At 70.9% G+C, this 26,241-nt stretch carries 25 protein-coding genes, 1 tRNA gene and 1 pseudogene; 11 read left to right on the top strand and 16 right to left on the bottom strand.

What is annotated here, in order from left to right; translation table 11 throughout:
- Positions 1 to 135 (bottom strand): annotated as a pseudogene (locus tag ACIHFD_RS40465) (IS5/IS1182 family transposase); the annotation flags it as partial.
- Between the two features lie 1,520 nt (positions 136 to 1,655).
- Here ACIHFD_RS40465 and xerC point away from each other — a divergent pair.
- Positions 1,656 to 3,377, top strand: coding sequence for a tyrosine recombinase XerC (xerC, locus tag ACIHFD_RS40460; protein WP_397371443.1), 1,722 nt, complete (start codon positions 1,656 to 1,658; stop codon positions 3,375 to 3,377).
- Between the two features lie 426 nt (positions 3,378 to 3,803).
- Here xerC and ACIHFD_RS40455 read toward each other — a convergent pair.
- Positions 3,804 to 3,877 (bottom strand) — tRNA-Ile (locus tag ACIHFD_RS40455).
- Positions 3,878 to 4,190: 313 nt separating this feature from the next.
- Between ACIHFD_RS40455 and ACIHFD_RS40450 the strand changes: the two genes are divergently transcribed.
- On the top strand, positions 4,191 to 4,751 hold the full coding sequence (locus tag ACIHFD_RS40450; RefSeq protein ID WP_397371442.1) for a histidine phosphatase family protein: 561 nt from the start codon (positions 4,191 to 4,193) through the stop codon (positions 4,749 to 4,751).
- Between the two features lie 14 nt (positions 4,752 to 4,765).
- Here ACIHFD_RS40450 and ACIHFD_RS40445 read toward each other — a convergent pair whose 3' ends face one another.
- A complete protein-coding gene (locus ACIHFD_RS40445; RefSeq protein ID WP_397371441.1) occupies positions 4,766 to 5,698 on the bottom strand; it encodes a LysR family transcriptional regulator in 933 nt (310 codons plus the stop codon).
- Between the two features lie 95 nt (positions 5,699 to 5,793).
- On the opposite strand from ACIHFD_RS40445, the gene ACIHFD_RS40440 reads away from it, so the two are divergent.
- Both ACIHFD_RS40440 and ACIHFD_RS40435 read left to right on the top strand, forming a co-directional pair.
- Positions 5,794 to 6,021, top strand: coding sequence for a DUF6158 family protein (locus ACIHFD_RS40440; RefSeq protein WP_192791947.1), 228 nt, complete (start codon positions 5,794 to 5,796; stop codon positions 6,019 to 6,021).
- Positions 6,018 to 6,254, top strand: coding sequence for a hypothetical protein (locus ACIHFD_RS40435; protein WP_397371440.1), 237 nt, complete (start codon positions 6,018 to 6,020; stop codon positions 6,252 to 6,254). Before ACIHFD_RS40440 ends, ACIHFD_RS40435 begins: the two co-directional genes overlap by 4 nt.
- 329 nt (positions 6,255 to 6,583) lie before the next feature.
- Here ACIHFD_RS40435 and ACIHFD_RS40430 read toward each other — a convergent pair whose 3' ends face one another.
- Positions 6,584 to 6,745 (bottom strand): hypothetical protein, encoded by a 162-nt coding sequence (locus ACIHFD_RS40430; protein ID WP_363963164.1) that lies wholly within the window; start codon positions 6,743 to 6,745, stop codon positions 6,584 to 6,586.
- On the bottom strand, positions 6,742 to 8,373 hold the full coding sequence (locus tag ACIHFD_RS40425; protein ID WP_355206434.1) for a sodium:solute symporter family protein: 1,632 nt from the start codon (positions 8,371 to 8,373) through the stop codon (positions 6,742 to 6,744). The genes ACIHFD_RS40430 and ACIHFD_RS40425 overlap by 4 nt, the downstream gene beginning before the upstream one ends.
- Before the next feature lie 67 nt (positions 8,374 to 8,440).
- Here ACIHFD_RS40425 and ACIHFD_RS40420 point away from each other — a divergent pair, with 67 nt between their 5' ends.
- Both ACIHFD_RS40420 and secY read left to right on the top strand, forming a co-directional pair.
- Complete coding sequence (locus ACIHFD_RS40420) at positions 8,441 to 9,223, top strand: putative hydro-lyase (protein ID WP_397371439.1); 783 nt, start codon at positions 8,441 to 8,443, stop codon at positions 9,221 to 9,223.
- Between the two features lie 100 nt (positions 9,224 to 9,323).
- On the top strand, positions 9,324 to 10,613 hold the full coding sequence (gene secY / locus ACIHFD_RS40415) for a preprotein translocase subunit SecY (protein ID WP_397371438.1): 1,290 nt from the start codon (positions 9,324 to 9,326) through the stop codon (positions 10,611 to 10,613).
- A 1-nt stretch (position 10,614) separates the two neighbouring features.
- On the opposite strand, the gene ACIHFD_RS40410 is transcribed toward secY, so the two are convergent.
- The 4 genes from ACIHFD_RS40410 to ACIHFD_RS40395 are packed head-to-tail and all read right to left on the bottom strand — an operon-like array spanning position 10,615 to position 13,580.
- Positions 10,615 to 11,295, bottom strand: a complete 681-nt coding sequence (locus tag ACIHFD_RS40410; protein ID WP_397371437.1) for a response regulator — start codon at positions 11,293 to 11,295, stop codon at positions 10,615 to 10,617.
- Positions 11,292 to 12,203: a sensor histidine kinase gene (locus ACIHFD_RS40405; protein ID WP_397371445.1), complete on the bottom strand. Its 912-nt coding sequence runs from the start codon at positions 12,201 to 12,203 to the stop codon at positions 11,292 to 11,294. Before ACIHFD_RS40405 ends, ACIHFD_RS40410 begins: the two co-directional genes overlap by 4 nt.
- Before the next feature lie 44 nt (positions 12,204 to 12,247).
- Positions 12,248 to 12,637, bottom strand: coding sequence for a PPOX class F420-dependent oxidoreductase (locus tag ACIHFD_RS40400; protein WP_364255468.1), 390 nt, complete (start codon positions 12,635 to 12,637; stop codon positions 12,248 to 12,250).
- 34 nt (positions 12,638 to 12,671) lie between these two features.
- Entirely contained in the window at positions 12,672 to 13,580 is a 909-nt protein-coding gene (locus ACIHFD_RS40395) for a phosphotriesterase (protein WP_397371436.1), read from the bottom strand.
- 149 nt (positions 13,581 to 13,729) lie between these two features.
- On the opposite strand from ACIHFD_RS40395, the gene ACIHFD_RS40390 reads away from it, so the two are divergent.
- Together ACIHFD_RS40390 and ACIHFD_RS40385 are read left to right on the top strand one after the other, a co-directional pair.
- Positions 13,730 to 14,185, top strand: a complete 456-nt coding sequence (locus ACIHFD_RS40390) for a TIGR02611 family protein (protein ID WP_397371435.1) — start codon at positions 13,730 to 13,732, stop codon at positions 14,183 to 14,185.
- A gap of 54 nt (positions 14,186 to 14,239) precedes the next feature.
- Entirely contained in the window at positions 14,240 to 15,184 is a 945-nt protein-coding gene (locus ACIHFD_RS40385; RefSeq protein WP_397371434.1) for a hypothetical protein, read from the top strand.
- On the opposite strand, the gene ACIHFD_RS40380 is transcribed toward ACIHFD_RS40385, so the two are convergent.
- Positions 15,179 to 15,499, bottom strand: coding sequence for a co-chaperone GroES (locus ACIHFD_RS40380; RefSeq protein ID WP_363963178.1), 321 nt, complete (start codon positions 15,497 to 15,499; stop codon positions 15,179 to 15,181). The genes ACIHFD_RS40385 and ACIHFD_RS40380 overlap by 6 nt on opposite strands.
- Positions 15,500 to 15,546: 47 nt before the next feature.
- Positions 15,547 to 16,467 carry an endonuclease/exonuclease/phosphatase family protein gene (locus ACIHFD_RS40375; protein WP_397371433.1) on the bottom strand — a complete coding sequence of 307 codons (921 nt, stop codon included), beginning with the start codon at positions 16,465 to 16,467 and terminating at the stop codon, positions 15,547 to 15,549.
- 63 nt (positions 16,468 to 16,530) lie between these two features.
- Between ACIHFD_RS40375 and ACIHFD_RS40370 the strand changes: the two genes are divergently transcribed.
- Positions 16,531 to 17,814: an ArgE/DapE family deacylase gene (locus ACIHFD_RS40370; protein ID WP_397371432.1), complete on the top strand. Its 1,284-nt coding sequence runs from the start codon at positions 16,531 to 16,533 to the stop codon at positions 17,812 to 17,814.
- Here the strand turns inward: ACIHFD_RS40370 and ACIHFD_RS40365 are convergent.
- Complete coding sequence (locus ACIHFD_RS40365) at positions 17,765 to 19,057, bottom strand: FAD-dependent oxidoreductase (RefSeq protein WP_397371431.1); 1,293 nt, start codon at positions 19,055 to 19,057, stop codon at positions 17,765 to 17,767. The two genes, ACIHFD_RS40370 and ACIHFD_RS40365, sit on opposite strands and share 50 nt — an antisense overlap.
- 133 nt (positions 19,058 to 19,190) lie before the next feature.
- On the opposite strand from ACIHFD_RS40365, the gene ACIHFD_RS40360 reads away from it, so the two are divergent.
- On the top strand, positions 19,191 to 19,790 hold the full coding sequence (locus ACIHFD_RS40360; RefSeq protein ID WP_350741560.1) for a helix-turn-helix domain-containing protein: 600 nt from the start codon (positions 19,191 to 19,193) through the stop codon (positions 19,788 to 19,790).
- 53 nt (positions 19,791 to 19,843) lie between these two features.
- Here ACIHFD_RS40360 and ACIHFD_RS40355 read toward each other — a convergent pair whose 3' ends face one another.
- The 3 genes from ACIHFD_RS40355 to ACIHFD_RS40345 are packed head-to-tail and all read right to left on the bottom strand — an operon-like array spanning position 19,844 to position 22,631.
- Positions 19,844 to 20,641 carry an ABC transporter ATP-binding protein gene (locus ACIHFD_RS40355; RefSeq protein ID WP_397371430.1) on the bottom strand — a complete coding sequence of 266 codons (798 nt, stop codon included), beginning with the start codon at positions 20,639 to 20,641 and terminating at the stop codon, positions 19,844 to 19,846.
- A complete protein-coding gene (locus ACIHFD_RS40350) occupies positions 20,641 to 21,648 on the bottom strand; it encodes a FecCD family ABC transporter permease (protein ID WP_397371429.1) in 1,008 nt (335 codons plus the stop codon). Before ACIHFD_RS40350 ends, ACIHFD_RS40355 begins: the two co-directional genes overlap by 1 nt.
- Positions 21,645 to 22,631 (bottom strand): FecCD family ABC transporter permease, encoded by a 987-nt coding sequence (locus tag ACIHFD_RS40345; RefSeq protein WP_397371428.1) that lies wholly within the window; start codon positions 22,629 to 22,631, stop codon positions 21,645 to 21,647. Before ACIHFD_RS40345 ends, ACIHFD_RS40350 begins: the two co-directional genes overlap by 4 nt.
- A 163-nt stretch (positions 22,632 to 22,794) precedes the next feature.
- Between ACIHFD_RS40345 and ACIHFD_RS40340 the strand changes: the two genes are divergently transcribed.
- Positions 22,795 to 23,808 (top strand): ABC transporter substrate-binding protein, encoded by a 1,014-nt coding sequence (locus ACIHFD_RS40340; RefSeq protein WP_397371427.1) that lies wholly within the window; start codon positions 22,795 to 22,797, stop codon positions 23,806 to 23,808.
- Here the strand turns inward: ACIHFD_RS40340 and ACIHFD_RS40335 are convergent.
- Positions 23,792 to 26,209: a helicase-associated domain-containing protein gene (locus ACIHFD_RS40335; RefSeq protein ID WP_397371426.1), complete on the bottom strand. Its 2,418-nt coding sequence runs from the start codon at positions 26,207 to 26,209 to the stop codon at positions 23,792 to 23,794. The genes ACIHFD_RS40340 and ACIHFD_RS40335 overlap by 17 nt on opposite strands.
- Between the last annotated feature and the right edge of the window lie 32 nt (positions 26,210 to 26,241).

Here is a 26,241-nt window from a genome sequence, read left to right as displayed (position 1 = left end):
CACCAGCAGGGACTGCCGGCCGGGGTTGAGCCGCCGCCAGATCGACCCGATGGCCTTACGATGACGCCGGATGACTCCGGCGACGTAGTTCAGGGTCTGATGCGACAAATCGACGGCAGCACGATAGAACAACACCTGAAGCTCCTGGTTGCGACGGCGTGGATTGTGGTGATCAACCCGTCTACCAGGAGCTTCTTCACGTCACCGGCCGAACACCGGCATCGCGATCATGCTGTGACCAGGGCGCTCGCCGCGGAGCCTGAAAAAGGTTCAGTGCACTGGACTTCGGAAATCAGTGCAGAGGACTACGGGAATCGATACACAGTTTAATGATCTTGGTCTTGCTCTCGGGTTCCGTGACCGTTTTAGAGTCACTCAGGTCGTTTGAGCAACTACTCGAGATCTACGCTCAAGATCTGCAAACCCGCCGATGGCTGCTGGTCGGCGCATGTATCGATGCTTCGGGCCATGCAAGATGGACGGCCGTCGCGTCGACCGCGCGTGAACTCGGCCGAAGGAGGCTTGATCACGGCTTGGACGGGTCTGCGGCCAGGTCGGGTGTGTCCCGCGCACCAACCCTTCATCATGCCCTTCGGTTGGGTGTGTCGCTCGGATCTGGCTTTACGATCAGGCCCCCCGCAGCGGATACCCGGCGACACAAACCGGCTGATTTCGATCTCGCTGTCGGCCTGCCGATGTGCTGGACGCGTGCCGAAGAGCACGTGGCGAGCATGAACTCGGCTATCTGCGCCTCGCAGAAGAGAATCGAGAAAGTGCAGGTCAGATGGGGTATGGAGTGGTAGGGCGCCCGGTGCTCGAACCCGGAACCTACGGATAAAAGTCCGTAGCTTTGTTCCTGCATGCCAGAGCGTGCCGCATTCTGTCGCACGGGTTCAGAAAGTGTCAGCGCGAATGCGTCGAAGCTGGACATGCATGCACGTAGCGATCGCGGCGATTTTTTCGTGTATGTCCCGATCTAAAATCGTGTGCTGCTGTTGATTGCTCGAGCTGCTCGGTTCGGAATCCGATGCCGGTTTGACCAAGAGTTGGCCTATCGCGCTGTCCTAACCCGGCCTTTCTGGCCGGTATTTAGATAAGTGACAGGGATGATTCGCCCGCCAGATCGGGGCGTCTGATGGTGACCGTACAGTCCAGCCGCTTCAGCGGATCTCGATGCCGTGCCTTCCGCGCCGGTAGGAGCCGCAGTCCTGCGGTCAGCGCGGGGGCCTCGGTGTCTGGCCGGCGTCCTGCGACCGGGACAAGCAGCAGCGCATCCCCGCATCCACGTTCGGCCAGTGCGTGGGCCGGGATATGTGACCAGCGGATATCACTTGACGTGGGCGGTGAAGGTGGGCGTCGATACCGACGGCCCCGGCCAATCGGTGGCCCCCGACTGTCCCGCTGCGGCCCCCTACGGGCCTGTGCGGGCCGGCAGGGGCGCTATTCGGTCTGGGGCGCGGCATGCCCCACCCCGGGGTCGCTGGGCGATGACCCGCGCGGGGATCGGCCCGATGCGCGAGGCCGCGAGCGACGTCCTGTAGGGGCGATACCGCATCGGCGGTGTTCGGTGGCGGGGCGGGGGGCCGCAGGAAGTGCGGCGTCGAGCAAGCGGCGACGCGAGGTCAGCGAACAAAGGGAAAGGCTCGACAGCGACGATGAACGGAACCACCTTCAAGACGTGTTCCTGCCGGGACGAGGCGACGGGGAAGCGACTGGGCAAGGCCTGTCCGAAGCTGCGACGCCCGGGTGGCGGGGAGTGGTGGAGCAGCACCCATGGCCGGTGGGCCTATCAGCTGGAGCTGCCCGCGCACGCCGACGGTCGGCGGAGGAATCCGCTGCGCCGTCGGGGCTTTGCCACGCTGGAGGAGGTCGAGGCCGAACTGGAGCATGCCCGGGCGCTGCTGTCGCTGGATGAGGATCCGCACATCCAGCGGAAGGTCACCGAGCTGCTGCTGTCGGTGCTCAAGGACACCAAGGCGCTGCCGCCGGTGGAGGAGGTCGAGGCCGAACTGGAGCATGCCCGGGCGCTGCTGTCGCTGGATGAGGATCCGCACATCCAGCGGAAGGTCACCGAGCTGCTGCTGTCGGTGCTCAAGGACACCAAGGCGCTGCCGCCGGTGGAGGAGGTGCGGCGCAAGGTCCGCACCCGACAGGACCTCAATCCCACGGTGTCCGTGGCCGAGTGGATGGCCGAGTTCCTGCGGCGTAAGCGGAAGATCGATGCCACCACCCGCCGCTCCTACGAGGCGCACATCCGTCTGTACTTCACTCCCTACTTGGGCGATATCCGGCTGGATCGGCTCCGGGTATCGGATGTGGCGGGCATGTTCGATGCGATTGAGGAGTTCAACGACGTCATCGCCACCGCCCGGGCCAGCGGCGATCCCGAGGAGCGGGCCAAGGTCCGGTATCGGCGGCCGGTCGGCCCGGCCACCATGCACCGCATCCGTGCCACTCTCCGGCACGCTCTGAACATTGCGATCAAGCAGGATCGGCTGATCGACTTCAACCCGGCCGCGGTCGTCGAACTCCCTGACGCCGAACGCCCCAAGGCGCTGGTGTGGACCGACGAACGGGTCACCGCCTGGAACCGCGACCTGCAGCACCGGCTCGACATCGAGCAGCGGCGGCGCGGGTCCCGGCTCAGCCGCGCCAGCATGATCAACGTGTACGCGTCCGTGCCGAGGCCGTCGCCGGTGATGGTGTGGACGCCCTCCCACACCTTCGCCTTCCTCGCTCAGGCGGCCGGCCACCGGTTGTTCGCGCTGTACCGGTTGATCGCCCTGCGCGGGTTGCGCCGGGGGGAGGCGGTTGGGCTGCGCTGGAAGGACGTCGACCTGTCCGCCGGGACGGCCGGGGTGCATTGGCAGATCACCCAGCTGGGGTGGGAGCCGGTGCAGGGCAGGCCGAAGACCGAGGCCAGCGACCGCACTATTGCGTTGGATGAGGACACCGTCACCGCGCTGCGTGCGCACCGCAAGCGGCAGGCAGCCGAGCGGTTGATCGCGGGTGAGGCCTGGGCGGACAGCGGGTTCGTCTTCACCGACGAGATCGGCGGGCCGCTGCATCCGCAGCAGGTCAGCGACCAGTTCTACCAGTTGGCCTTCCAGGTGGGGCTGCCGCCGGTGCGGCTGCATGACCTGCGCCATGGGGCTGCCTCGCTGATGCTGGCTGCCGGGGTCGATCTGAAGGTGGTGCAGGAGACCCTCGGCCATGTCTCGTCCACCTTTACCCGTGACACCTACACGAGCGTCTACCCGGAGGTGGCCCGCGCCGCCGCGGAATCGACCGCCGCTCTCGTCAACACCGCAGCCGCAGGCGCGCAGACCGCCCGGCTGATCACTCTGCCGACCCACATCGGCGACGCCACAACCTGAACCACCGAACCCAGCAGGCCCGTCGGTTCTTCGGCGGGTCTGCGTCTTTGTCCTCAGCGTTGTCGTGCAGGTGATGCAGCCGATCGATCCTTAGCCTGTGCTGTAACGGGGTCGAGAGGATCGGCGCGAGAAGCAGCGGATCTTTTATCTGCTGGTCACGAACGGCCGGGGCGGTGAGACGAGCCCACTTGGACAAGGCTTGACCGCGCATGAGGCCACCACTGACCCGCGACGCCGAACAGACCTTCCAGCTTGATCTTCTGATGGTCATCTCTGGGGTCTGAGCTGACGGTGGCAGCCTAAATGATCTACCGCGATACACGGTCCGTACACAAGAGCAACCACCGAGCAATCAACCATAATCAACAACGAGGTCGGAGGTCGACGGAAACCGAGAAACCCCAGGTCGAACGCGGTATTGAAGAGTAGGGCGGGTGGGACTTGAACCCACGACCCACGGATTATGAGTCCGATGCTCTGACCGGCTGAGCTACCGCCCCTGGATTAAGTTGTGTGACGTGCGGTGGGACGTCGGAAGACCGTGCCGAGCCCCTGCGCATGCTAAGGCTAGAGCATCGGATGCGGTCGTGGCGTCCGGTCGAACGGGAGACGGGTCTCCGCGGATATCATTCCATGCCCGGCAGTGTTGTTGGAGCCTCGGTCGATCATATTCGGGGTCTTCGCTCCCAGCGGAGTCGTAGGGGATTGATGGGGCGGTAGCGTCTGGGCGTGGCCGTGACGCTGGGTTACGGGACTCACTCCATCGCCGTGGACAACGAGATGGGCATCGCCGCCGGGTGATTACCCAGGGAGTTGTCTGCGCGGGGGCGAAGCCTGGCTGTGGAGCTGGGGGCGCGGCGGGCGGCGGTGGACGTCGTTTATACCTCTGACCTGGGGCGGGCTGTGCAGACGGCGGAGATCGCCTTTGCGGGCAGTGGCAAGGAGATCAGGCTCGATCGGCGGCTCAGGGAGTGCGACTACGGGATCTACAACGGGCGGCCGGTCGGTGAGGTGGCGGCGTTGCGGAGCAGGCATATCGATATGCCGTGGCCGGGTGGGCAGAGCTATCGGCAGGTCGTGGCGGAGATGGCGGGGTTTCTGCGGGACATGATGGATGAGTGGCAGGGGGGTCTGGTGCTCGTGGTGTCGCATTCCGCCAATCGGTGGGCGCTGCAGAATCTGCTGGATGCGACTCCGTTGGAGGAGTTGGTTGACGCGCCGTTCGAGTGGCGGCCGGGGCGGGAGTACAGCATCGCCTTGAGGTGGGGTGGTGTGCGGGGGAGGGTGGGGTGCCCTCCCCGAGGTGGTGTTTTGGGTCCAAGGGGTGGGGGCGGTGTCCGGGGTAGATGGTGGTCTTCGGGGCGGGGGCGCTGATTTACGGGCGGGGCTTAGGGCGCGGTGCCGTAGCTGGGGTTGCGGACCAGCCAGTCGTGGTAGATCGGGCTGCGGCGTACGGCGTCCAGGTGGGCTTGTTTGGCCTGTGTCACCACCCAGTCCGCCTTGGGGGCGGTGGGGTGGTGGCCGAGGAGTTGGCGCCAGCGCAGTGGCGCGCCGGCGAACGGCACCATGGTCAGGCCCTGGGCGGCCTGGTGGGTGGCCTGGCAGAGCACGACCGCGCGGCCGACCTGGGCGAGGTGGGTGCAGGTTGACACGTCGGTCTCGTAGATCGTGCCCGGGGTGAACCCCGCTCGCGCGCACGCCGTGGCGAAGCAGTCGGCGAAGCAGCCGTCGCCGGGTGTCACCGCCCACTGTTCGCCGGCGAGGTCGGCGAGCTCCACCTCCTTCTCCTTGGCGGCCGGATGGTCCACGCCGACCAGGCAGAACACGGGGTCGAGGCTGATCGTCTCCCACATGAGCGCGCCGGTGGGGGTGCCGGAGTCGCCGCAGGCGCCGGTCAGCACGTAGTCGAGGCGGCCGAGCTCGACCATGCTGGTCAGCTCGTGGGCCGACCAGGAGGTGTACGTGCTGACCGCCCCTTCCGCGGCGAGCCGGTCGACCAGGCCGCCCAGTATGGGGCCGTTGGTGGCGCCGATGCGGAATCCGGGGGAGGGGGCGGCGGCGAAACGTACGGCTTCCTCCTGCAGCTCCTGCGCCGCGGGAAGCAGTACTCGTGCCCTGGAGAGCACGAGCTCGCCCAGCCTGGTGGGTCGCGCGCCATGCCTGTCGCGCTCGAACAGCGTGCCGCCGAGCACCCGCTCGATGCGCTTGATCTGGGCGGTCAGGGCCGGCTGGGCCAGCCCGAGCTGGGATGCGGCCTTGCTCACACTTCCCGCGTCCGCGACCGCACGGACGATCCTGAGGTGCCTGAGCTCGAGGTCCATAAGGGGACGGTAAGGCGGCGATCTCTTACAAACAATGCCCATATGTCAGGAAATGTGACAGATATTGTCGAGGCTCTCTGGGGTAGGGGGAGCCCATGACGACGATGGGAATAGATCCGGCGCAGCTCAGCGACGAGGATCTGGTCCGCGAGCTGCGGCAACTGCACACCACCCGGAGCGATACCTTCTTCCACGGATCGGACGACGCTCTGGCGGTGCACACGTCCCGGATGAACGAACTGGAATCCGAGTACCTTCGCCGCAACCCGGACCGTGAGGTCGACCCGAACCGGCTGAGGGAGGGGGCGAGACAGCGATCATGATCGAGGTCCACGATGTGCAGGCTCTGTCGGACGTCGATGTCTACGTCTACGAGGCGGTGGCGTCCCTGGCGGTGGAGCACGGCCTGGCGGTTCCGGCCGCGTTGGTGCGGGCGTGCGGGCTGACCGAGGAGCAGGTGCGCGAGAGCCTCAAGCACCTGATCGAGCATGGGTACGTGGTGCCCAGGCAGGACGGGTACGCCCTCGGGGCTCATACGTTCGAGGTCGAGTACTGAGGGTCTGAGGGTGCTGAGGCATCGTCGGCCGTCCCCGGCGCGCGTATGAGCGGTCCACCCGGTCCACCCGGTCCACCCGGGGTGCTGATCGCGCGCTGCCTGGACGAGATCTCGGCGATGTGATCGCGGCGCGTAGGGCCTGCGATGAACGGGCGAACCGAGCCGATCAGGGCCGTCTGGCCCGGACCGGTGCCATGAAAGGTGCCGGTCAGGGCCGTCGGCCGGGGCTGTGAAAGGTGCCGGTCAGAGCTGCCGGGCCGGGGCCGCGAAAGGTGCCGGTCAGGGCCGGGGCCCGGAGGGGCGGTCAGGGCCGGGGCCCGGAGGGGCGGTCAGAGGCGTCTGGCTCGGGCCCAGGCCACGAACGCGCCGCCGAAGACGGCCATGGCGAGGCCGGTCCACAGGTTGATCGCGCTCCCGAGCGCCCCGGCGACGACGAGGATCACCCCGTACACCAGGAACAACCCGCCGATCACCATCCGAATGTCACTCACAGGATCACCCCGTACATCACAACGGCCAGGACGAGGGCGCCCGTGCCGAGCAGCACCGGCGAGCGGTACCAGCGCGCGTCGCCCGCGAGCGCGTCGTCCTCCAGGTCGGTGGCGTTGAGCCCGTACACGAGCCCGCGCAGCTCCTCGGCGGGCTTGGGCGTGGTGACCAGCGTGACCGCCACGGACACGATCACGTCCACGACGAACGCCAGGCCCGCGCCCCAGAAGCTGGCGTTCAGCTCGGTGCCGAAGTCCACGATCCCGGCCTTGAACGCGATGTACGACGCGAAGGCCGCCAGCGTGCCGGCGAGCAGCCCCCAGAAGCCGGCCCACGGCGTCATCCGCCGCCAGAAGAGCCCGACGATGAACGTCGCGAAGAGCGGCGCGTTGAAGAACGAGAAGAGGGCCTGCAGGTAGTTCATGATGTTGGAGTAGCCGGCCGCGATGAACGCCGTCCCGACGCCCAGCGCCACGCCCGCGACGGTCGCGATCCGGCCCACCCGCACGTAGTAGCCGTCGTCGCGGTCCGGCCGCAGGTGCGACTGCCAGATGTCGTTGGTGAACACCGTGTTGAACCCGCTGATGTTGGCCGCCATCCCCGCCATGAACGAGGCCAGCAGCCCGGTCACCGCGACCCCGAGCACGCCGTTCGGCAGCAGGTCCCGCATGAGCATCGGGATCGCGTTGTTGTACGCCTGCCCCTGCCCCCAGCCACTGAACAGCACCAGCGCGATCATCCCCGGCAGCACCGTCACCAGCGGGATGAACAGCTTCGGGTACGCGGCGATGATCGGCGTGAGCCGGGCCGCGTTCGTGTTCCTGGCCGACAGCGCCCGCTGCACCTCGGCGAAGTTCGTGGTCCAGTACCCGAAGGACAGTACGAACCCGAGGCCGAACACGATCCCGATCCAGTGCGCGTGCATCGGGTTGTCGCCCGCCGTGCCCGCCCACGTGTGCAGGCCGCCCTCGCCGAGCGGGCTCTGCCGTACCTTGTCCGCCAGCCCCGAGAAGCCGCCCACCTTGATCAGCCCGAGCACGGTCAGCGGGATCAGCCCGGCGAGGATCACGAAGAACTGCAGCACCTCGTTGTAGATCGCGGAGGAGAGCCCGCCGAGCGTGATGTACGCCAGCACGATCACCGCCGAGACCACCACCGAGACCGGCAGCGGCCAGCCCAGCAGCGCCTCCATGACCAGGGCGAGCGCGTAGAGGTTCACGCCCGCGATGAGGATCTGCGCGACCGCGAACGTGATCGCGTTCAGCAGCTGCGTGGCGCCGTTGAAGCGCTTGCGCAGGAACTCGGGGACGCTGCGGACCTTGGAACGGTAGTAGAAGGGCATCATCACGATGCCGAGGAACACCATGGCGGGCACGGCGCCGATCCAGTAGTAGTGCACGGTCATGGCGCCGTACTGCACGCCGTTGGCCGCCATGCCGAGGATCTCGATCGCGCCCAGGTTGGCCGAGACGAACGCGAGCCCGGTGATCCACGCGGGCAGGCCGCGCCCCGCGAGGAAGAAGTCGAGGCTGGAGCTGATCCGTTTGCGGGCGGCTAACCCGATGGCGAGCACGGTGGCGAAGTAGATGGCGATGAGCACGTAGTCGAGGAGGTTCACGTCGAGACGCACGGCAAGCCCGCTACCCCGGAAACGCCCGGCATCACGCGGACCTGTCACGCGGGCGTACTGTCGGGGTGTGGACGTCGCCGATCTCAGCCCGGCGCAGGCGCGGGAGCGCTTCCGCGCCGGCGAGCGCGTGCCCACGGCGGGGTGGTGCCTGGGGTGGACGCAGGCCAACCTGATCGCCGTGCCCCGGCGGCTGCGCTACGAGCTGCTGCTGTTCGCCCACCTCAACCCGCAGGCGTGCCCCGTCCTGGACGTGGGGGAGCCGGGCGCCTGGTCCACGCCGCTGTTCCCCGGCGACCTCCGTACCGACCTGCCCGGATACCGGCTCTACCGCGACGGCGAGCCGGTCGCGGATCTCGGCGACGTGGTGGAGCGGTGGCGGGACGACCTGGTGCCGTTCCTCATCGGGTGCAGCTTCACCTTCGAGCGGGCGCTGCTCGCGGCCGGGGTGCCGGTGCGGCACCTGGAGCTGGGGACGAACGTGCCGATGTACGTCACGGACGTGGCCTGTACGGCGGCCGGGAGCCTGTCGGGGCCGCTGGTCGTGTCGATGCGGCCGGTGCCGGACGAGCTGGTGAAGACCGCGATCGAGGTGAGCGGGCAGTATCCGCTGGTGCACGGGGCGCCGGTGCACGTCGGGGACCCCGCGGGGATCGGGATCCACGATCTGGCCCGGCCGGACTTCGGCGATCCGGTCGAGGTGCGGGAGGGGGAGGTGCCGCTGTTCTGGGCGTGCGGGGTGACGCCGCAGGCGGCGGTCATGGCCAGCGGCGTCGAGTACGCGATCGGGCACCTGCCGGGGCACATGGCGATCCTGGACGCCCGCGACGACGACTACCGCGTGCCGTCCTGACCGTCTTGCTGTCCTGACACCCGCGTACGCGGATTTGCGTACGCGGGTGCCTCGTCTCGGCGGACGACCCCGGGCGCCGCCCAGGTCAGACTCCTTGACCATGCTGACCGTCTTGACCAGGGCGTTCCGGGTGCCGGAGCTGCGTAAGAAGCTGCTGTTCACGCTGGGACTGATCGCGTTGTTCCGCCTCGGGCAGCTCATGCCCTCCCCGGGGGTGGACGTGGTGGCCGTACGGGAGTGCGTGGGGTCGGCCAGGGGCGGGCTGTTCGACATGGTGCAGATGCTCAGCGGGGGCGCGATGCTGCAGCTGTCGGTGTTCGCGCTGGGCGTCATGCCGTACATCACGGCCAGCATCATCATGCAGCTCTTCGCCGTGACGGTGCCCAGGCTGGAGGCCCTCAGGAAGGAAGGGCAGCGGGGCCAGGCGAAGATCACCCAGTACACGCGGTACCTGACCGTCGGGCTCGCCGTGCTGAACGCCGGGACGATCGTCGCGCTCGCCCGCTCCCGGCAGCTCCTGCCCGGGTGCGCGAAGCCGCTGCTGCGCGACGAGGGGCTGCTGCCCGTGGCCGTGATCGTGCTGACCATGGTGGCCGGGGCCTGCGTGGTCATGTGGCTCGGCGAGCTGGTCACGGACCGGGGCATCGGGAACGGCATGTCCATCCTGATGTTCACGCAGGTCGTGGCCGTCTTCCCGGGATACATGGCGAAGATCTTCGTGATGAGCCCGGTGAGCTTCGTGGTGATGACGGCGGCCGGGCTGTGCCTGGTGGCGGCAGTGGTGTTCGTGGAGCAGGCGCAGCGGCGGATCCCGGTGCAGTACGCGAAGCGGATGGTGGGGCGGCGGATGTACGGGGGCACCAACACCTACATCCCGCTGAAGGTGAACCAGGCGGGGATCGTGCCGGTGATCTTCACCTCCTCGCTGCTGTACCTGCCGACGCTGGTGGCGCCGCTGCTGGGGGACTCGGCGCGGACGTGGGTGGAGCTCAACCTGACCTCGGGGACGCATCCCCTCTACATGAGCGTGTACGTGCTGCTCATCGTCGCCTTCGCCTACTTCTACGTGTCGATCACCTTCAACCCCGTGGAGGTGGCGGACAACATGCGGCGCTACGGGGGATTCGTTCCCGGGATCCGGCCGGGCGGGCCCACGGCGCGATACCTGGCGTACGTGCTCTCCCGGCTGACCGCGCCCGGGGCGCTCTACCTGGGGGTGCTGGCGCTGCTGCCGCTGGTGGCGTTCGCGATCCTCCGGGATCCGGGTACGCAGCAGAACTTCCCGTTCGGCGGGACGAGCGTGCTGATCATGGTCGGGGTCGGGCTGGACACCGTCAAGCAGATCGAGTCCCAGCTCCAGCAGCGCAACTACGAGGGTTTCCTGCGGTAAGTCACACGCTGAGCCCGGCTCGCATGGCGAAGACCACGAGCTGGGCCCGGTCCCTGGCATGCAGCTTGAGCATGGCGCGGCTGACGTGGGTGCGGACGGTGTCAGGGCTGATCACCAGCTCCTTGGCGATCTCCTCGTTCGACCGGCCGGTGGCCACCCACGCCACCAGCTCCCGTTCGCGGGGCGTGAGCGTCTCCAGCCCTTCGACCGGCTCGGTGCCGTGCCGCCCGAACATCCCGATGACCTTCTTGGTGATCGCCGGTGAGAGCAGCGCCTCCCCGGCGGCCACCACGCGTACGGCGTTGACCAGCTCCTCCGGGGCGCTGTCCTTGAGCAGGAAGCCGCTGGCGCCGGCCTGGAGGGCGGCGAAGACGTACTCGTCGACGGCGAAAGTCGTCACCACGACGATCCTGGTGGCGCGCAGCTCGGGGTCGTCGGCGATGGCCCGCAGCACGGCCAGGCCGTCCATGCCGGGCATGCGGATGTCGAGCAGGAGGACGTCGGGGCGGGTGCGGCGGATCAGCGCGAGCGCGGCGGCGCCGTCGGCGGCCTCGCCCACGCACTCCATCCCGGGCGCGCGCTCCAGCAGGGCCCGCAGCCCCATCCGCACGACCGCCTGATCGTCGGCGACGGCCACCCTGACCACGCCTTCAGGGGAGGTCGCACCGTCCGGGGTGGTCACGCGGAGGTCCGGGGGAACCGGGCGGTCACCTGGAAGCCGCCGCCCTCGCGCGGCCCGGTGGCGAGGTGGCCGCCCGCCTCGGTGACCTTGGCGCGCATCCCGGCCAGCCCGCGCCCCTCACTCCCGCCCGTACGGCCGACACCCCGATCGGCCACCTCCACCACGAACTCGCCCGGACCCCCGCCCACCCGCACGAGCGCCCTGGTGGGCCCCGCGTGCCGCAGGACGTTGGTCAGCGACTCGCGCACCACCCCGTAGACGGCGGCCTGGAGATGGGCGGGCACGGCGAGGTCCGCGGGCTCGACGTCCACCGGCACGCCCGCCGCCCGGACGCCGTCGATCAGCCCGGCGAGGTCGGCCCCCGGCGGGTCGATGCCGTCGAGCGCCGCCCGCAGCTGGGCGAGCGCCGTCGTGCTGGTCTCCCTGATCGCCCGCAGCGAGGCGCGCGCCTGCTCGGGGTCGTCGTCCAGGGTGACGAGCGCGATCCCGGCCTGCATGGCGATGGCCGCCAACCCGTGCCCGGCCGCGTCGTGCACCTCTCCGGCGATCCTGGCCCGCTCCGCCGCCAGCAGGTCGGGCCCGGCGCCGTCGGCGGAACGCACCGTGGTGAGCCGGTGGGGCTGGGCGGCGGGGATGCCCCACGCCGCCGGCTCGACGCGTGCGGATCCAGTGAAAAGTGGCTCGGCGCGTACGGACTCCGTGGAGAACGGCGGCGGCTCGGCCTCCGCCGCGGCGGCGGCGGCCGCGGCGCGGGCCTGGGCGAGGCCGCTGAACGACCACGGGACGGCCAGCCAGCCCGCCCACGCCAGCATGATCACAACGGGGACGTCGCCGACCCGGGTCAGGCGTGACAGGGCGGCGAACGGCCGGCGCAGGCGGCCGGCCCTGTGCGTCTGCTCCGTCACCATCCCCACCCGGCCAAGGTTCGCGTTGCCCCGATCCTAGCGAGCTTTCACAGGTTCCGGGTCTGGCGCGGGCCGTCCAGCCCCCACGAGGTGATCTTCCTCGGGGTGATCCTGATGATCTCTCTCGAGAAGTACGGCACGGGCGGGTCCACGTCGCTCAGCGCCTCCGCCGTGCCCCTGATCTCGATGCCGCGCACCACCCACGGATCGACCGAGGCCAGGTCGTCCACGACGAGCGCGACGGTGCTGCCCTTCCCGACGTTCCTGAACTTCTTGGACGCCCCCATGGCGTGCCCGCCGATGGTGATCGTGCCGGTCCCGGCGTCGACGAAGAAGCCGACCGGGTTGTTCTGCACCTGCCCGTCGGGCGACACGGAGGCCAGCCGGCCGAGGTGCTGCGAGGACAGGTAGTCAAGTTCCGCTGGTGTGAAGGTCATGCAGGCGAGTCTGCAACCTTGACATTGGTTGGGGTCAAGCCATTCCGCCTGTGAGCCAGCGCACCGGGTTCGCGGTGGTGATGAGGCCGATCGTGTCCTCGCCGACGCCCGCCTCGCGCAGGCGCGGCAGCAGCGCGTGGAAAAGGTGCGCGTAGCCCGGCCCGTCGTACTTGCGCAGCTGCGCGACCCGGCTCAGGCCCGTGCTGATCAGCAGGCGTTCCGCGTGGCCGTCCTCGATGAGGCCGAGCGCGATCCTGGCCGCCTGGTCGGCGCCCAGGCCGAGCACGCCCAGGCTCACGTACGCGCCGGCCTCGGCGATCTTCCTGGCCGCGCCCAGGTCGGTGCCCGCGTAGCCGACGGCCACCCGGGAGCCCGGCAGGCCCTGGCCGAGCAGGATCTCCAGGAGCGCGGGGGCGTGCGCGCCGTGCGTGGCGACGGGCAGGCGCGACTTCAGCGAGGCGCGGGCGGCGGCGACCAGGCAGCGCTCCTCGCGCGGCGTCGGCTCGGCGCCCCAGGTGCCGACCTCGCCGATCACGCCGGGGAAGACGCCCATGTCGTCCATGCCGCTGAGGATCTCGTCCATGAGGCGGGCGGTGAGTGTGTCCACGTCCGCGTCGCCGACGTCCGTGAACGGCTCGGCGAACAGGCCGGTCGAGGCGATCACCGGCACCCGGCTGCCAGCCGCCATGCGGGCCAGGGCGGCGGCGTCGCGGCCCATCCCCATGCAGGTCAGGTCGACCACGAGGCCGAGGCCGTCGGCCTGGCGCAGCTCGCGGAGCTCGGCGGTGACGGCCTGCTCCTCGTCGAGCCACCGGTGCGGGTCCGAGTCGATGCCGACGGCCCAGCGCATGTCGGTACGCAGGTGCTCGTGGGGGAGTACGGGGCCGGTGATGGCCGCGGCTCGTACAGGGCCGGTGACGGTGCGAAGCAAGACCTCGGGCATAGCAGACATTAACCGATGTTTGCCGGAAGTAGCCTCTTCTGGCGGGAAATTTTGCCGTTCGGAGGGTTTCAGGCCTTGCTAGTCGCCTGCAAGTCGGCACCTAGTGAGGGCCCGTATCCTGGATGGCACACCGACTGCCGGGGGGAATTGTGCAGGTTCAGAACTCCGACACCGGCGACGCCGACATGCTCAAGGGCGAGGCCGCCGAGCATTCCCGCATGCCCGAGCGCCGTACGGGCCTTCACGGGTGGCTGGACGGGATCAGGTCCACGCGCACGGGCGCGCTCACGCTGAAGATCGTGTTCGGCGTGATCGGGACCCTTATGGTGGTGGCCGGGCTGATCATGGTGCCCTTCCCCGGGCCGGGGTGGGCGGTCGTGTTCGCGGGGCTGGCGGTGCTGGCCGTGGAGTTCCACTGGGCCCGCAGGGCGCTGGAGTTCGGCAAGCGCACGCTGCACGCCTGGATGGAGTGGTACAAGCGGCAGGGCTGGCTGGTGCGCGTCGTCGTGCTCGTCGTGACGGTGGCCGCCGCCGCGGTGATCGTCTACTTCGGGCTGCTCACGCTCGGCTTCGACGCGATCGCGTTCGCCCGGGGTTACATATAGATCGGTCCGGTATACCGGCCCGATATTCCATGCTTTCCTGCCTATTCTGCGGGCGTGATCGCCAAAATCGCCATCGCGCTGTCCTTAACGCTTTCCGGCCACGCGTCCGCGGGGTTTACGGGTCCCGCCGCCCGGGCGGACCTCGTCCTCCCCGGGACCGCGGGCATGAAATATCGCGAAACAACGGGTGATCCGGTACGCCTGACCGCCTACGGCCTCGGCACCAAGCGCACCTACCTCAGGTCCACGACCGGGAGCACGTTCACCTGGCAACAGGCGCTGTCCGAAGTGTCCGTCGCGCCCGGCGGCCGGCTGACGGCGGGCGTGCCCAGGGCGTACCGGTCGGGCTACGACTCCCTGATCGTCACCGACCGCACCACGGGCGCCGCCGGCCGGATCCGTACGGTCAAGAAGCCCCTGACGGCTTCCTACGCCTCCTGGTCCCGCGACGGGAAGCGGGTCGCGCTCACGGTCGAGCAGAAGACCGGCGGCACGTGGCGCGTGATCGGCTACACCGTCGTGGACGTGGCCGCCAAGACCGCCCGCACGATCAGGGTCACCGGCCTGAGCGCGAAAGCGGGCTTCTGGTGGAGCCCCGACGGCAACCTCGTCTCCATGTACGGCACCGGCCTGCGCGTCTACCGGGCCCTGGACGGCGCGGTCCTGCGCACCTACGCCGGCGTCGGCCTGCCGACCGGCCCCGAGGACTCGTTCTCGCCGTCGGGCACCCGCCTGACCACCTGGTGCCCGGCACGCTTCAAGGAACAGCTCTGCCTGGTCGACCCGGCCACCGGCAAGATCGCCCAGCGGGTGAACGCCCGGCCGGAGGCGCTGTTCGGCTGGTGGGACGACAGCCACGTCATCGCCGTCGTGGCGCGCGGCACCGCCTACCGGCTGGTGGTGCTGGACCTGACCGGCAAGGCGACACGCGTGCTCGCGGAACTGCCTCGTACGACGTGGGCCGCGGAGCTCTGGCTCTCCTTCACCCGAGGATCATAGATAGAGGCCGGTGCCGTGGTCGGTCTCCTGGGTGGCCACCGCGTGCAGATCGCGCTCGCGCATCACCAGATAAACCTGCGCGTGCACCTCGACCTCGGACTGGTCTTCCGGGTTGAAGAGCACCTTGTCGCCCACCTTGACCGAGCGCACGTTCGTACCGACGCCGCACACCTCGCCCCAGGCCAGCCGGTTGGCCAGTTTGACCGTCGCGGGGATGACGATCCCGGAGCCGCTGCGCCGCTCCTGTGCCTCCGGCTCCAGCCTGATCATGACCCGGTCGTGCAGCATCTGAATTTCGAACTTGGGCTCAACCACAGCCCAAGTTTACGAGTCAGGACACCCCCGAGACTCCGGAAGCGCGATCACGGCAGCCTGAGCTCGGCGAACACGGGCCGGTGGTCGGTGCCCGGCAGCGGCAGCACCTGGAACTCCCGCACCGCCATCCGCGAGTCCGCCAGCACGTGGTCGATCGCCACGCCCGGCAGGTCCACCCGCGAGCCTTCCTGCGGCCAGGTCGCCACGAATCCCCGCCCCATGACGTCGGCCGCGTCCCGGTAGCCGCTCGCCAGCAGGGCGCGTACCGGCAGGTGGTCGAGCGTGGCGTTGAAGTCGCCCGCCAGCACCCGCAACTCCTTGCCCGCCGGCGGCAGCGCCTCCAGGCCGGACTGCCAGCACGGCTGCCTGCCGATCCGCTTGGGCGCGCACGGGTGCACCGACACGATCTCCACGCGGGCCCCGCCGGGATGCCTGAGCCAGGCCCTGGCCTGCCCGAAGCCGCCGAAGTTGATGGCCTGCCCGGCCGTGAGCGGGTGCCGCGCGTACACGGCCGACCCGCCGACCCCCTCCCGCGGCCGCGTGACGGCGTACGGCAACAGCGCGCGCACCCCCGCCCGGTCCAGCCGCCGCATGGCGTCCGGCGTGAACTCCTGCAACGTCAGCACGTCCGGCCGCAACCTGCTGATCAGCGCCATCAGCTCAGCCGTGTGGGCCCGCCCCACCAGCAGGTTCGCCGCGAGCACCCGCAGCACCGGCCCGTCGGCGTCGGGGTTGCCGTCGACCAGGGCCCGGGGGAGCACGGCCGGCACCAACGCCAGCACCGTGACGAGCGCGACCGTGCCCGCCGCCCACCGCCGCAGCACGCAGGCCAGCGCCAGGCTCACCGCCGCCGCGCACACCGCGTACGGCGTGTACGCCACCACCGGCACCCACGGCCAGTCCGGCTCGAACCCGCTCAACCGCACCGCCGCCCACCCCGCGAACGGCACCACCACGATCCAGCTCACCCATGTCCGCACGCCTTGTATCGCCACAAAGCGCGATTCGGGTTCATGAGTAGGGTGTGCTCCATGCGCGACGTGGAGGCAGGCGTCCTGAACGCCATCGACGAGGTCGAGACCGTGAGCCTGCTGGCCGAGACCGTCGGCGTCCCCAGCGTGACCGGCACCGACGCCGAGTCGGAGCTGCAGCACCGCTTCGCCCGCCTGCTCACCGAGGCCGGCATGGACGTGGACGTCTGGAAACTCGACCTCGCTGGCCTGGCCGCCCGTCCCGGCTTCCCCGGCACCGAGGCGCCCAGGAGCGAGGGGTACGGCGTCGTGGCCGTCACCGAGGGCGAGGGGCCGCCGGCGCTCGCGCTCCAGGGCCACGTGGACGTCGTCCCGACCGGCGACCTGGCCAAGTGGGAAGGGCACGACCCGTTCGCCGCCCGGATCACCGGCGACGTGCTGCACGGCAGGGGCGCCTGCGACATGAAGGCGGGCCTGGTCGCGAACCTGGCCGTCGCGCGGGCGATCAAGAAGGCCGGGGTCAGGCTGGCCAGGCCGCTGGCGGTGCACTGCGTGATCAGCGAGGAGGACGGCGGGCTCGGCGCGTTCGCCACGCTCGCCCGGGGGCACACGGCGCAGGCCGCGGTCATCACCGAGCCCACCAGCGGCGCGATCATCACGGCCAACGCGGGCGCGCTGACGTTCCGGCTGGAGATCGCCGGGCGGGCCGCCCACGGGGCCACGAGGCACGAGGGGGTCAGCGCGGTCGAGGCGTTCTGGCCGGTGTTCGAGGCGATCAGGCGGCTGGAGACCGAGCGCAACCGGGACGTTCCCGATCTCTCTCGGCCCGATCTTTCTCGGCCCGGCCTCTTCCGGGGCGACGGAGCGCCGTACCCGATCGAGGTCGGCACCGTGCGCGCGGGCGACTGGGCCAGCACCGTGCCCGACCTGCTGGTGGCCGAGGGCCGGCTCGGGGTGCGGCTGGACGAGGACCCGGCGGCGGCGCGGGCCGCGTTCGAGGAGGCGGTCGCCGACGTCGCCGATCCCTGGCTGCGCGCGAACCCGCCGGTGGTGACGTGGCCCGGCGGCCAGTTCGCCAGCGGCCGGCTGCCCGCCGGGCACGCGCTGCTGGACGAGGTCGGCCGGGCGGTCGCCGACGTCACGGGCGTGCGGCCCGCCGAGGCGGCGGCGCCGTACGGGAGCGACCTGCGACTGTACGCGGCCGGCGGGATCCCCACCCTGCACTACGGCCCCGGGGACGTGCGGTACGCGCACGCCCCCAGGGAACAGGTCGAGCTGAGGGAGCTGCGCGAGGTCACGCGGGCACTGGCACTGCTCGTTGTGCGCCGCTGCGGAGCACTCTGAGCAGGGTCCCCGGGCTCATCAGCGACGGCGGCGGGTCGTAGAGGTTCGACACCCGCAGGAAACGCAGCGCCAGCTCGGGGTCGTGTGCGGCGGCCGCGTGGAAGCGCTCCAGGTACGCGTTCACCATGCGGACCTTCGGCGTCAGATCGCCCTCCACACCGGGCATCACCAGGTCGCCGCCGACCGTGATCTCCCACGGGCCGTCCACGATCTTCGCGATCCGCCGGAAGAACGGCAGCGGCCGCAGGTCAGGGTCGAGCAGCATCCTGGCCTCCAGCGCGGCGACCGTCATGCCCTGGCCGTAGATCGGGTTGAACGCGCAGACCGCGTCCCCGACGACCAGCAGGCCCTCGGGGAAGCGGGCCAGCCGCTCGTAGCGGCGCCTGATCCCGGCCGGGATCCGGTACGTGCGCGGCTCGCCGATCGGCTCGGCCGTGCTGACCAGGCGGTGCAGGTCGGGCGCCCACAGGCCGGCGGCGAACTCGGCGAACTCGGTCAGGCCCAGCCCCGGGCCCTCCCCGTACCCGGCCATGGTGACGATCCAGCGGTCGTCCTCCATCGCCAGCGCGACCCCGCCGCGCGGCGACTCGACCGTGGGGGCGATCACCACGACGAGATCTCCGCCGAAGTCGCTGGGCCCGCGGCGGAACTCGCGCGTGCCGTAGCGCAGGTCGATGCCCACCCGCTCCTCCTCGGGCGGCCGGTAGCCCAGCTCGCCCAGCCAGAGCGGCGTGCGCGAGGCCCGGCCGCCCGCGTCCACGACCAGGTCGGCCGGGATCGGCTCCCCGTCGGCCAGGCGCACCCCCGTGACGCGCCCGTCCCGGGAGAGCAGGCCGGTGACGACCTTGCCCGGTGACACGTGCACGCCGGGGAGCGCGCTCACCCGGCGGCGTACCTGGCCTTCGAGCAGCGGCCGGCTGACGAGCAGCCCGATCAGGCCGCTGTCGCCGCGGGCCAGCATCCGCCCGGCGTGGTAGTGGCGCGAGTGCCGCTGCAGGTCGCCCTCCATGGCGCCCTGCGCGACGAGTTCGGCCGTGATGCCGGGCAGCAGTTCGTCGATGGTTTCGCGGCCCCTGGCGAGCAGGCCGTGGGCGTGCCGGCTCTGCGCGGTGCCCCGCCGGTGGACGTCCACGGCGGGCAGCGTGTCGCGGTCGAGTACGGTGACGGTGGCGAAGCGGCGGTGCAGCGCGGCCGCGGTCAGCAGCCCTGCCATGCTCGCGCCGATGACGACGGCGTGGTCCATGAGATTCCCCCAGTGTGTCGGCCCGTGTGGTGTCTGTCCGGCTGAGGGTCACCCGGGACGGCCGTCCGTTCCACGTCCAATGGCGCGTTCTGGCTGTGCCGGCGGGCACTGAAAATGGACTAGAGTCCGAATCATGTCGGAGTCCCTGGAGCTTCTGGTCGGCCAGCCGGTGAAAGAGCGGGCGGACGCGGCGCGCAACCGGGAGAAGGTGCTGGCCGCGGCGGCCCGGCTGTTCGCGGAGAAGGGGGTGGAGGCGGTCTCGATGGACGCCGTCGCCGCGGAGGCCGGGGTGGGCAAGGGCACGCTCTTCCGGCGCTTCGGTGACAAGTCGGGGCTCGCCGTGGCGCTCCTGGACGCGCGCGAACGCGACCTGCAGCAGCGCGTCCTGTCCGGCCCGCCGCCCCTCGGGCCCGGGGCTCCCGCGTCCGAGCGGCTGGCCGCCTTCGTGGCCGCCTACCTCGACTATCTCTTCGCCCACCTGGACCTGGTCCGCATGTCGGAGACCGCCAGCCCGGGGGCCCGCTACCGGATCGGGGCCTACCGCTTCTGGCACCGGCACGTCGCGATCCTGCTGGCTGAGTGCCGCCCGGGCGGCGACGCGGACCCGCTGTCCCACACGCTGCTGGCCGCGATGGGCGCGGAGGCGGCCGCGGCCCTGAAGGACGCCTACGGCCCCGCGCGTGCGGCCACGGCCGTCACCACCCTCGCCACCGCCCTCACCACCACCCCCTGACCCCACCGCGCGGCCCGCCGAGCCCGCGGGCCGGTCGTCGGCGGGGTGGCGGGTCAGGCGGAGGTGGAGATGCGGCGGCGGGACTCGGGGACGATGAGCGGGGTGCCGGACTGCGGGTCCGCGATGATCTCGCAGCGCAGGTCGAACACCCGGTGCACCAGCTCAGGCGTGACGATCTCCGTCGGATCCCCCTCCGCGACGATCTCGCCGGCCCGCATGACGATCAGGTGGGTCGCGTACCGGCAGGCCTGGTTCAGGTCGTGCAGGACGGCCACCATGGTGCGCCCGGCCTCGTGCAGGTCGGCGCAGAGGTCCAGCACCTCGATCTGGTGGGAGATGTCCAGGAACGTGGTCGGCTCGTCCAGCAGCAGGATCGGCGTCTCCTGGGCCAGCGCCATGGCCAGCCACACCCGCTGCCGCTGCCCGCCCGACAGCTCGTCCACGATCCGGTCGGCCAGCTCCGCCACGTCGGTGGCGCGCATGGCCTCGGACACGGCCGCCTCGTCGGCGCGCGACCACTGCCGCATGAGCCGCTGGTGCGGGTAGCGGCCGCGGGCCACCAGGTCGGCGACGGTGATCCCGTCGGGCACGACCGAGCTCTGCGGGAGCAGGCCGAGCCGCCGCGCCACCTCCTTCGACGGCAGCGACGTGATCACGCTCCCGTCCAGGTGGACGGCGCCGGACTTCGGCTTGAGCATCCGGGCCAGGGCGCGCAGCAGGGTGGACTTGCCGCAGGCGTTCGGGCCGATGATCACGGTGAAGGACTCGTCGGGGATCGCCACGCTCAGGTCGGCCGCCACGACGCGCTGGTCGTAGGCGAGCGTGAGATCGGTGCCTGACAAACGGGCCATCAGTGGCGGTCCTTTCGCAGGAGCAGAGCGAGGTACGTGCCGCCGATGGCGGCGGTCAGCACGCCGACGGGCAGCTGGGTGGGGGCGAGGACGCGCTGGGCGGCCAGGTCGGCGACGGTCAGCAGGACGGCGCCCATGAGCGCCGAGGCCCCCATCGTCACCCCGGCCGAACGCGTGAGCCGCCGGGCGAGCTGCGGCGCGGCGAGCGCGACGAAGACGACGGGCCCCGCGGCGGCCGTGGCCACCCCGGACAGCAGCACGCCGGCCGTGATGGCCACCGCGCGCACGACCTCCACCCGGATCCCCATGGCCTTGGCGGCGTCGTCGCCCATCTCGATCATCCGCATCGGGCGCGCCACGAACGCGCACACCGGCAGCAGCACGGCCAGCGCCAGCGCCACAGGGATCGCGTGATCCCAGCCGCGCCCGCTCAGGCTGCCGGTCAGCCAGGCGCCCGCGGTGGCCGCGTCGTTGATGTTCGCCCTGGTCAGCAGGTACGAGTTGACCGCCAGCAGCAGCGCGTTCGCCCCGATGCCGACCAGGACCAGCCGGTAGCCCTGCACGCCGCCGCGGAAGGCCAGCGCGTACACGAGCACGGCCGTGAGCACGCACCCGGCCAGCGCGCCACCGGCGATCGCCATCGCCGAGCCGCCCGCCACGACGGCGACGATGCCGCCCGTCGAGGCGCCGGCGGTGAAGCCGATGAAGTCGGGGCTGCCCAGCGGGTTCCTGGTGAGGCTCTGGAAGATCGCGCCGCTCACCCCGAACGCCGCGCCGACCAGCAGCCCGGTCACCACGCGAGGGGCGCGCAGCTTGTTGACGATCAGCTCGGCGACCGGCGTGCCCTGGCCGAAGAGCGCGGAGACGATGTCGGGCACGGGCACCGTGAACTCACCCGTCGAGATGGCCGCCACGGTCACCGCGCAGGCGACCACGACGAGGATCGCGCCGACGAGCAGGGCGCGGGGCGCGAGCCGTACGGACCAGGGGCCGACGCGGACGGTCACAGCGCCGCCACCCGCCTGCGCCGGGCCAGCATGATGAAGATCGGCGCGCCGATCACCGCCCACACGATCCCCACCTGCACCTCTCCGGGCCGGGCGATGACCCGGCCCACCACGTCGGCCGCCAGCAGCAGCACCGGCGCGGCCAGTGCTGAGTAGGGGAGGACCCACCGCTGGTCGGGCCCCACCACCGCGCGCACGGCGTGCGGCACGATGAGCCCCACGAACCACAGCGGCCCCGCGGCGGCGGTGGCCGCGCCGCACAGCAGAGTGACGGCCACCCCGGCGAGGATCCTCGTACGGTTCACGGCCACGCCGAGCGCCCTGCCCGCGTCGTCGCCGAGGGCGAGCAGGTTGAGCGGCCTGGCCAGCAGCAGCCCCAGCACCAGCCCGGCCACCATGAACGGCGCCAGCCGCACCAATGTGTCGGCCGTCTGCCCGGCCAGCGACCCGGTCAGCCAGAACCGCATCCGGTCGAACGTCTGCGCGTCCATGCGCAGGATGGCCGAGGCCACCGCCGTGCAGACCATGCCGAAGGCCACGCCGGCGAGCGCGAGGCGTACCGGGCTGGAGCCGGAGCGGCCCGCGGAGGCCAGGGCGTAGACGGCGGCGGAGGCCAGCGCGGCGCCGCCGAACGCGAACCAGACGTAGACCGCCGGATCGGACAGCCCGAACAGGCCGAGCGCCAGCGTCACGCCGAGCGCGGCCCCCTCGTTGATGCCCAGCAGGCCGGGGTCCGCCAGCGGGTTGCGGGTCAGGCTCTGCATGAGTGCCCCCGCCAGGCCGAGCGTCGCGCCGACGCCGAGGCCGAGCAGCGTACGCGGGACGCGCAGCTCGCGGATGACCGTGTGGTCGTTGGAGCCGTTCGGGGCGAGGAAGGCGTCGATCACCGTCGAGAACGACACGGACCGCGCCCCCAGCGCCACACTCGCCATCGCCACGAGCGCCAGCACGCCCACCGTCACGACGAGCCCGGTGACGAGCATGAAGGCCCTTGCGGCGGGAGCGGGGCGGCCGGTGGTGGCCCCACAGCGCGGCGGGGCCGTGTCTTCAGCCGGGCGCACCCGACCCCCTCTCGTAGCGGTCAAACTTAGGCAAGGCTAATCTAAACGCCCAGTAATCAGGCAAGCCTAACCTTAGGAGATGTACATGTCGGGACCGGTTCTGCCTCGCAGGGGTTTTCTGGCGTCCGCCGCGGGCCTCGCGGCAGCCCTGACACTGGCGGCGTGCGGTGGCGAGACGGCGGCCCCCGGCGGGTCAGCCGCTCCCACCGCCTCGTCCTCCACCGCACAGAGCTGGACGTTCACCGACGATCGCGGCAAGAAGGCCGAGCAGCCCAAGACCCCGTCCAGGATCGTCGCCCAGGTCGGCGCCGCCGCCGCCCTGTGGGACTTCGGCGTGCGCCCCGTCGCCGTGTTCGGCCCGCACAAGCTCAAGGACGGCTCCAGGGACCCGCAGGTCGGCAACGTCGACATCACCAAGGTCCAGGGCCTGGGCAACGTGTGGGACGAGTTCAACGTCGAGCAGTACATCGCCCTCCAGCCCGACCTCCTGATCAGCAGCATGTACATCAAGGGCACCCTCTGGTACGTGCCCGAGAAGTCGAAGGACACCATCGAGCAGGTCGCCCCGACCGCGGGCATCATGCTGACCGGCCGTAGCGCCACCCAGGTGATCGGCAAGTACGAGGAGCTGGCCAGGTCCCTCGGCGCGGACATGCAGGGCGTGCCCGAGGCCAAGGCCCGCATGGAGGCCGCCACCAAGGAGCTCGCGCAGTTCAAGAACCTCAAGATCCTCATGATGTCCGGCGGCCCCGACGCGATGTGGGTGGTCAACCCGCCGGAGTACCCGGACATCGTGCACCTGATGGACGCGGGCCTCGACGTCGTCAAGCCCGCGAAGGTGGACGAGGGCGGCTTCTTCCAGACGCTGAGCTGGGAGAACGCCGACGAGTACGACGCCGACGTGATCCTCTACGACACCCGCACCCAGTCGCTCAAGCCCGAGGAGATGATGAAGAAGCCCACCTTCGCCAAGCTCCCCGCGGTCAAGGCCGGCCAGCTCTACCCGTGGAACGCCGAGGCGCCCTACAGCTACCAGGGCTACGCGGCCTTCCTCGAAGGGCTGGTGGCCAACCTGAAGAAGGCTAAAGAGCTCCCCTGACCTCGACGATCTCGGCGAGGGGGAACTCGAGGTAGTCGCCCGCCTCCTCGCACCACGCGTCCAGCGCGCCGCCCTTGAGCTCGCCGTGGCTGATCGTGGCGGTCAGCCCGTCGGTGAGCGTGATGCCGGCGCGCACGCCCCGGTCGACCACGAACCCGAGCAGCGACTGCTGGGCCGTCGGCAGCCTGGTCGCCATCCTGCCGATGATCGCCCACGTGCGGCCGTTCCTGTCGTCCGCGTTCCGGCCGGCGGTGACCAGGCGGCGGGCATGCTCGTACGGGTCGGGCGTCGGCTCGGCGAGCATGTAGGGCACCTCCAGCTCCGCGAGGCCGGGGAACTCCGACAGCTCGGCCACCTGGCCGCCCGGCAGCAGGATCAGCTTGCCGTTCGGCGGCTCCTCGGGCCTGGCGCGGTGGATGGTGATCTGGCCGGTGTCGGCGACGGGCACGGGGGAGTAGCCGACCTCGCGCAGCGCGGCCAGCGTGCGGTCGGCCGGCGCGGCGCTCACCAGCACCGTGGGCGCGAGCAGCCGCAGGCCCAGCCGGCCCAGCCGCCGGTGCGCGGCGATCTCGGCCAGCAGCGCGGGGTCGCCGGCCTGGACGACGCATCCGACGGTGGTGACGGTGACCTCGCCGTGCCTGCGCGCGGTGTCGCGTACGAGGTATTCGAGCGGCTGCGGGATCGTGCCGACCCCGGCCAGCTCGTCGAGCAGGGCGTCGGCGTCGTAGCCGTGGTCGAGCGCCCGGCGCACGCTCTCCGTCGTGAACCGCCACACCGAGGCCGCGCCCCGCGACTCGCGGTCGGCGGCCCGGTCGAGCAGCGCCGCCAGCTCCGCCGACGGCGGCCCGGTCACGACCGCGGTCAGGTCGGGGCCGAACAGCGCGCTCCTGCGCACGCTGGCCAGCGCCCTGGTGGCCGCCTCTGCCAGCACGGGGTCGTGCTCGACCATGGGCACGGCGTCGTCGTTCTCGTCGCCCGGCCCGGCGATGAGCCCGGCCATCGCCCGGCCGAGGTCGGTGATCGCGTTGTTGGCCAGCAGGCCCAGCAGCGTGGCCTCGTCGAGCACGGCGGGCGCGCAGGCCAGCAGCAGCTCCAGGTCGAGCAGCGGCGCGTGCCAGTGGACGTTGGCCACGAGGCTGTCACGGTCGGCGAACGCCGTGCCCGCGGGCAGACCGGACAGGACCGGCAGCACGGCCCTGCGGATCCTGGCGACCGCGCTGCCCGAGGGGTCGTCGCCGAGCACGGTGCCGTACTTGCCGTCGACCTTGCGCAGCGACGAGCGCTCCATGCGCCACCAGGCCGCCAGCAGCACCCGCAGCCGCGCCGAGCCCTCGTCGAGCCGCCACCGGTCGAAGCGCTCGGTGGGGATCATGCCGCCCGACTGCTCGTCCCAGGCCAGCAGCCTGGCCACCGCGCAGACCTCCAGGAGCAGCCGCGTCTCGTCCTCGTCGCAGCCGGTCTCCTTGGCCACCCTGCGCACCTCGCGCACGCCCACGCCGCCGGTCTTGAGCAGGGGCAGCGGCGTCTTGGCGGTGTTGTCGAGCAGGGCCGCGCACCGCTCGACCACGTGCGGCGCGGCCAGCGTCATCAGGTGGTCGACCTCCTCGGGGTCGACCGGGATCGTGGCCACCTCGGGCGCCTCGGGCCGGAAGGCCGGGTGGTAGCCGGGGCCGCGCAGGCAGATCGCCACCTCGCGGGGGATCTCCGCGACGTGCCAGCTCGGGCGGAAGAGCAGGCCGTGGTCGGCGCACCACTTCTCCGGCGTGCCGGGGGTGACGAACCGGCCGCCGTCGACGTTGAGCGCCGGCCCCTGCCAGGCGACCCGGTCGAGCAGCGGGATCGTGCCGTCGGGGGCGCCGCGCAGCAGCGCGTCGAGGCGTTCGCGGTCGGCGAGCGCCTCGGTGACGCGGGTGATGACGCGGCGCTTGTGGCCGTGGGAGGACAGGCCGAGGTTGCGGGCCAGCGCGTGCAGCGCGTCGTTGCCGATCGACCAGGAGTTGAGGTAGTGGTCCAGCGGCTCGCCCAGGCTGAGCGGGGCGGACCACCAGCGTGCGACGCCCTCCGCGAGATGGATGACGCCGTCCTCGCCCGGCCAGGCCAGCGCGTGGTCGTACAGGTGCTCCAGCCAGGGGGTCACCTCGTCGACCGGCGCGTCCACGAAGCCGGCCAGCCGCTCGGCCGTGGGGCGGGTCATGGCCAGGGCGGCCTCGGCGAGCTGCAGGCAGGGCAGCGGCAGGGCCCGCAGGGTCTCCATCACGGCGAAGCCGTTGCTCAGCCGCTGGGCCAGGGTGTCGAGCCGCCGCGGCCAGGGAGCGGCGATGGCGTCGGGCCTGTTGGCCAGGACGCGGCCCAGCCTGTCTTCGTTCAGTTTTCGCAGCCAGCCGAGCAGGTGATCTTCCATCTGTGAGCAACTCTCATGGGGTCGCACGCGGG

Source organism: Nonomuraea sp. NPDC051941 (assembly GCF_044593615.1).
This window is presented reverse-complemented; position numbering and strand designations above follow the sequence as displayed.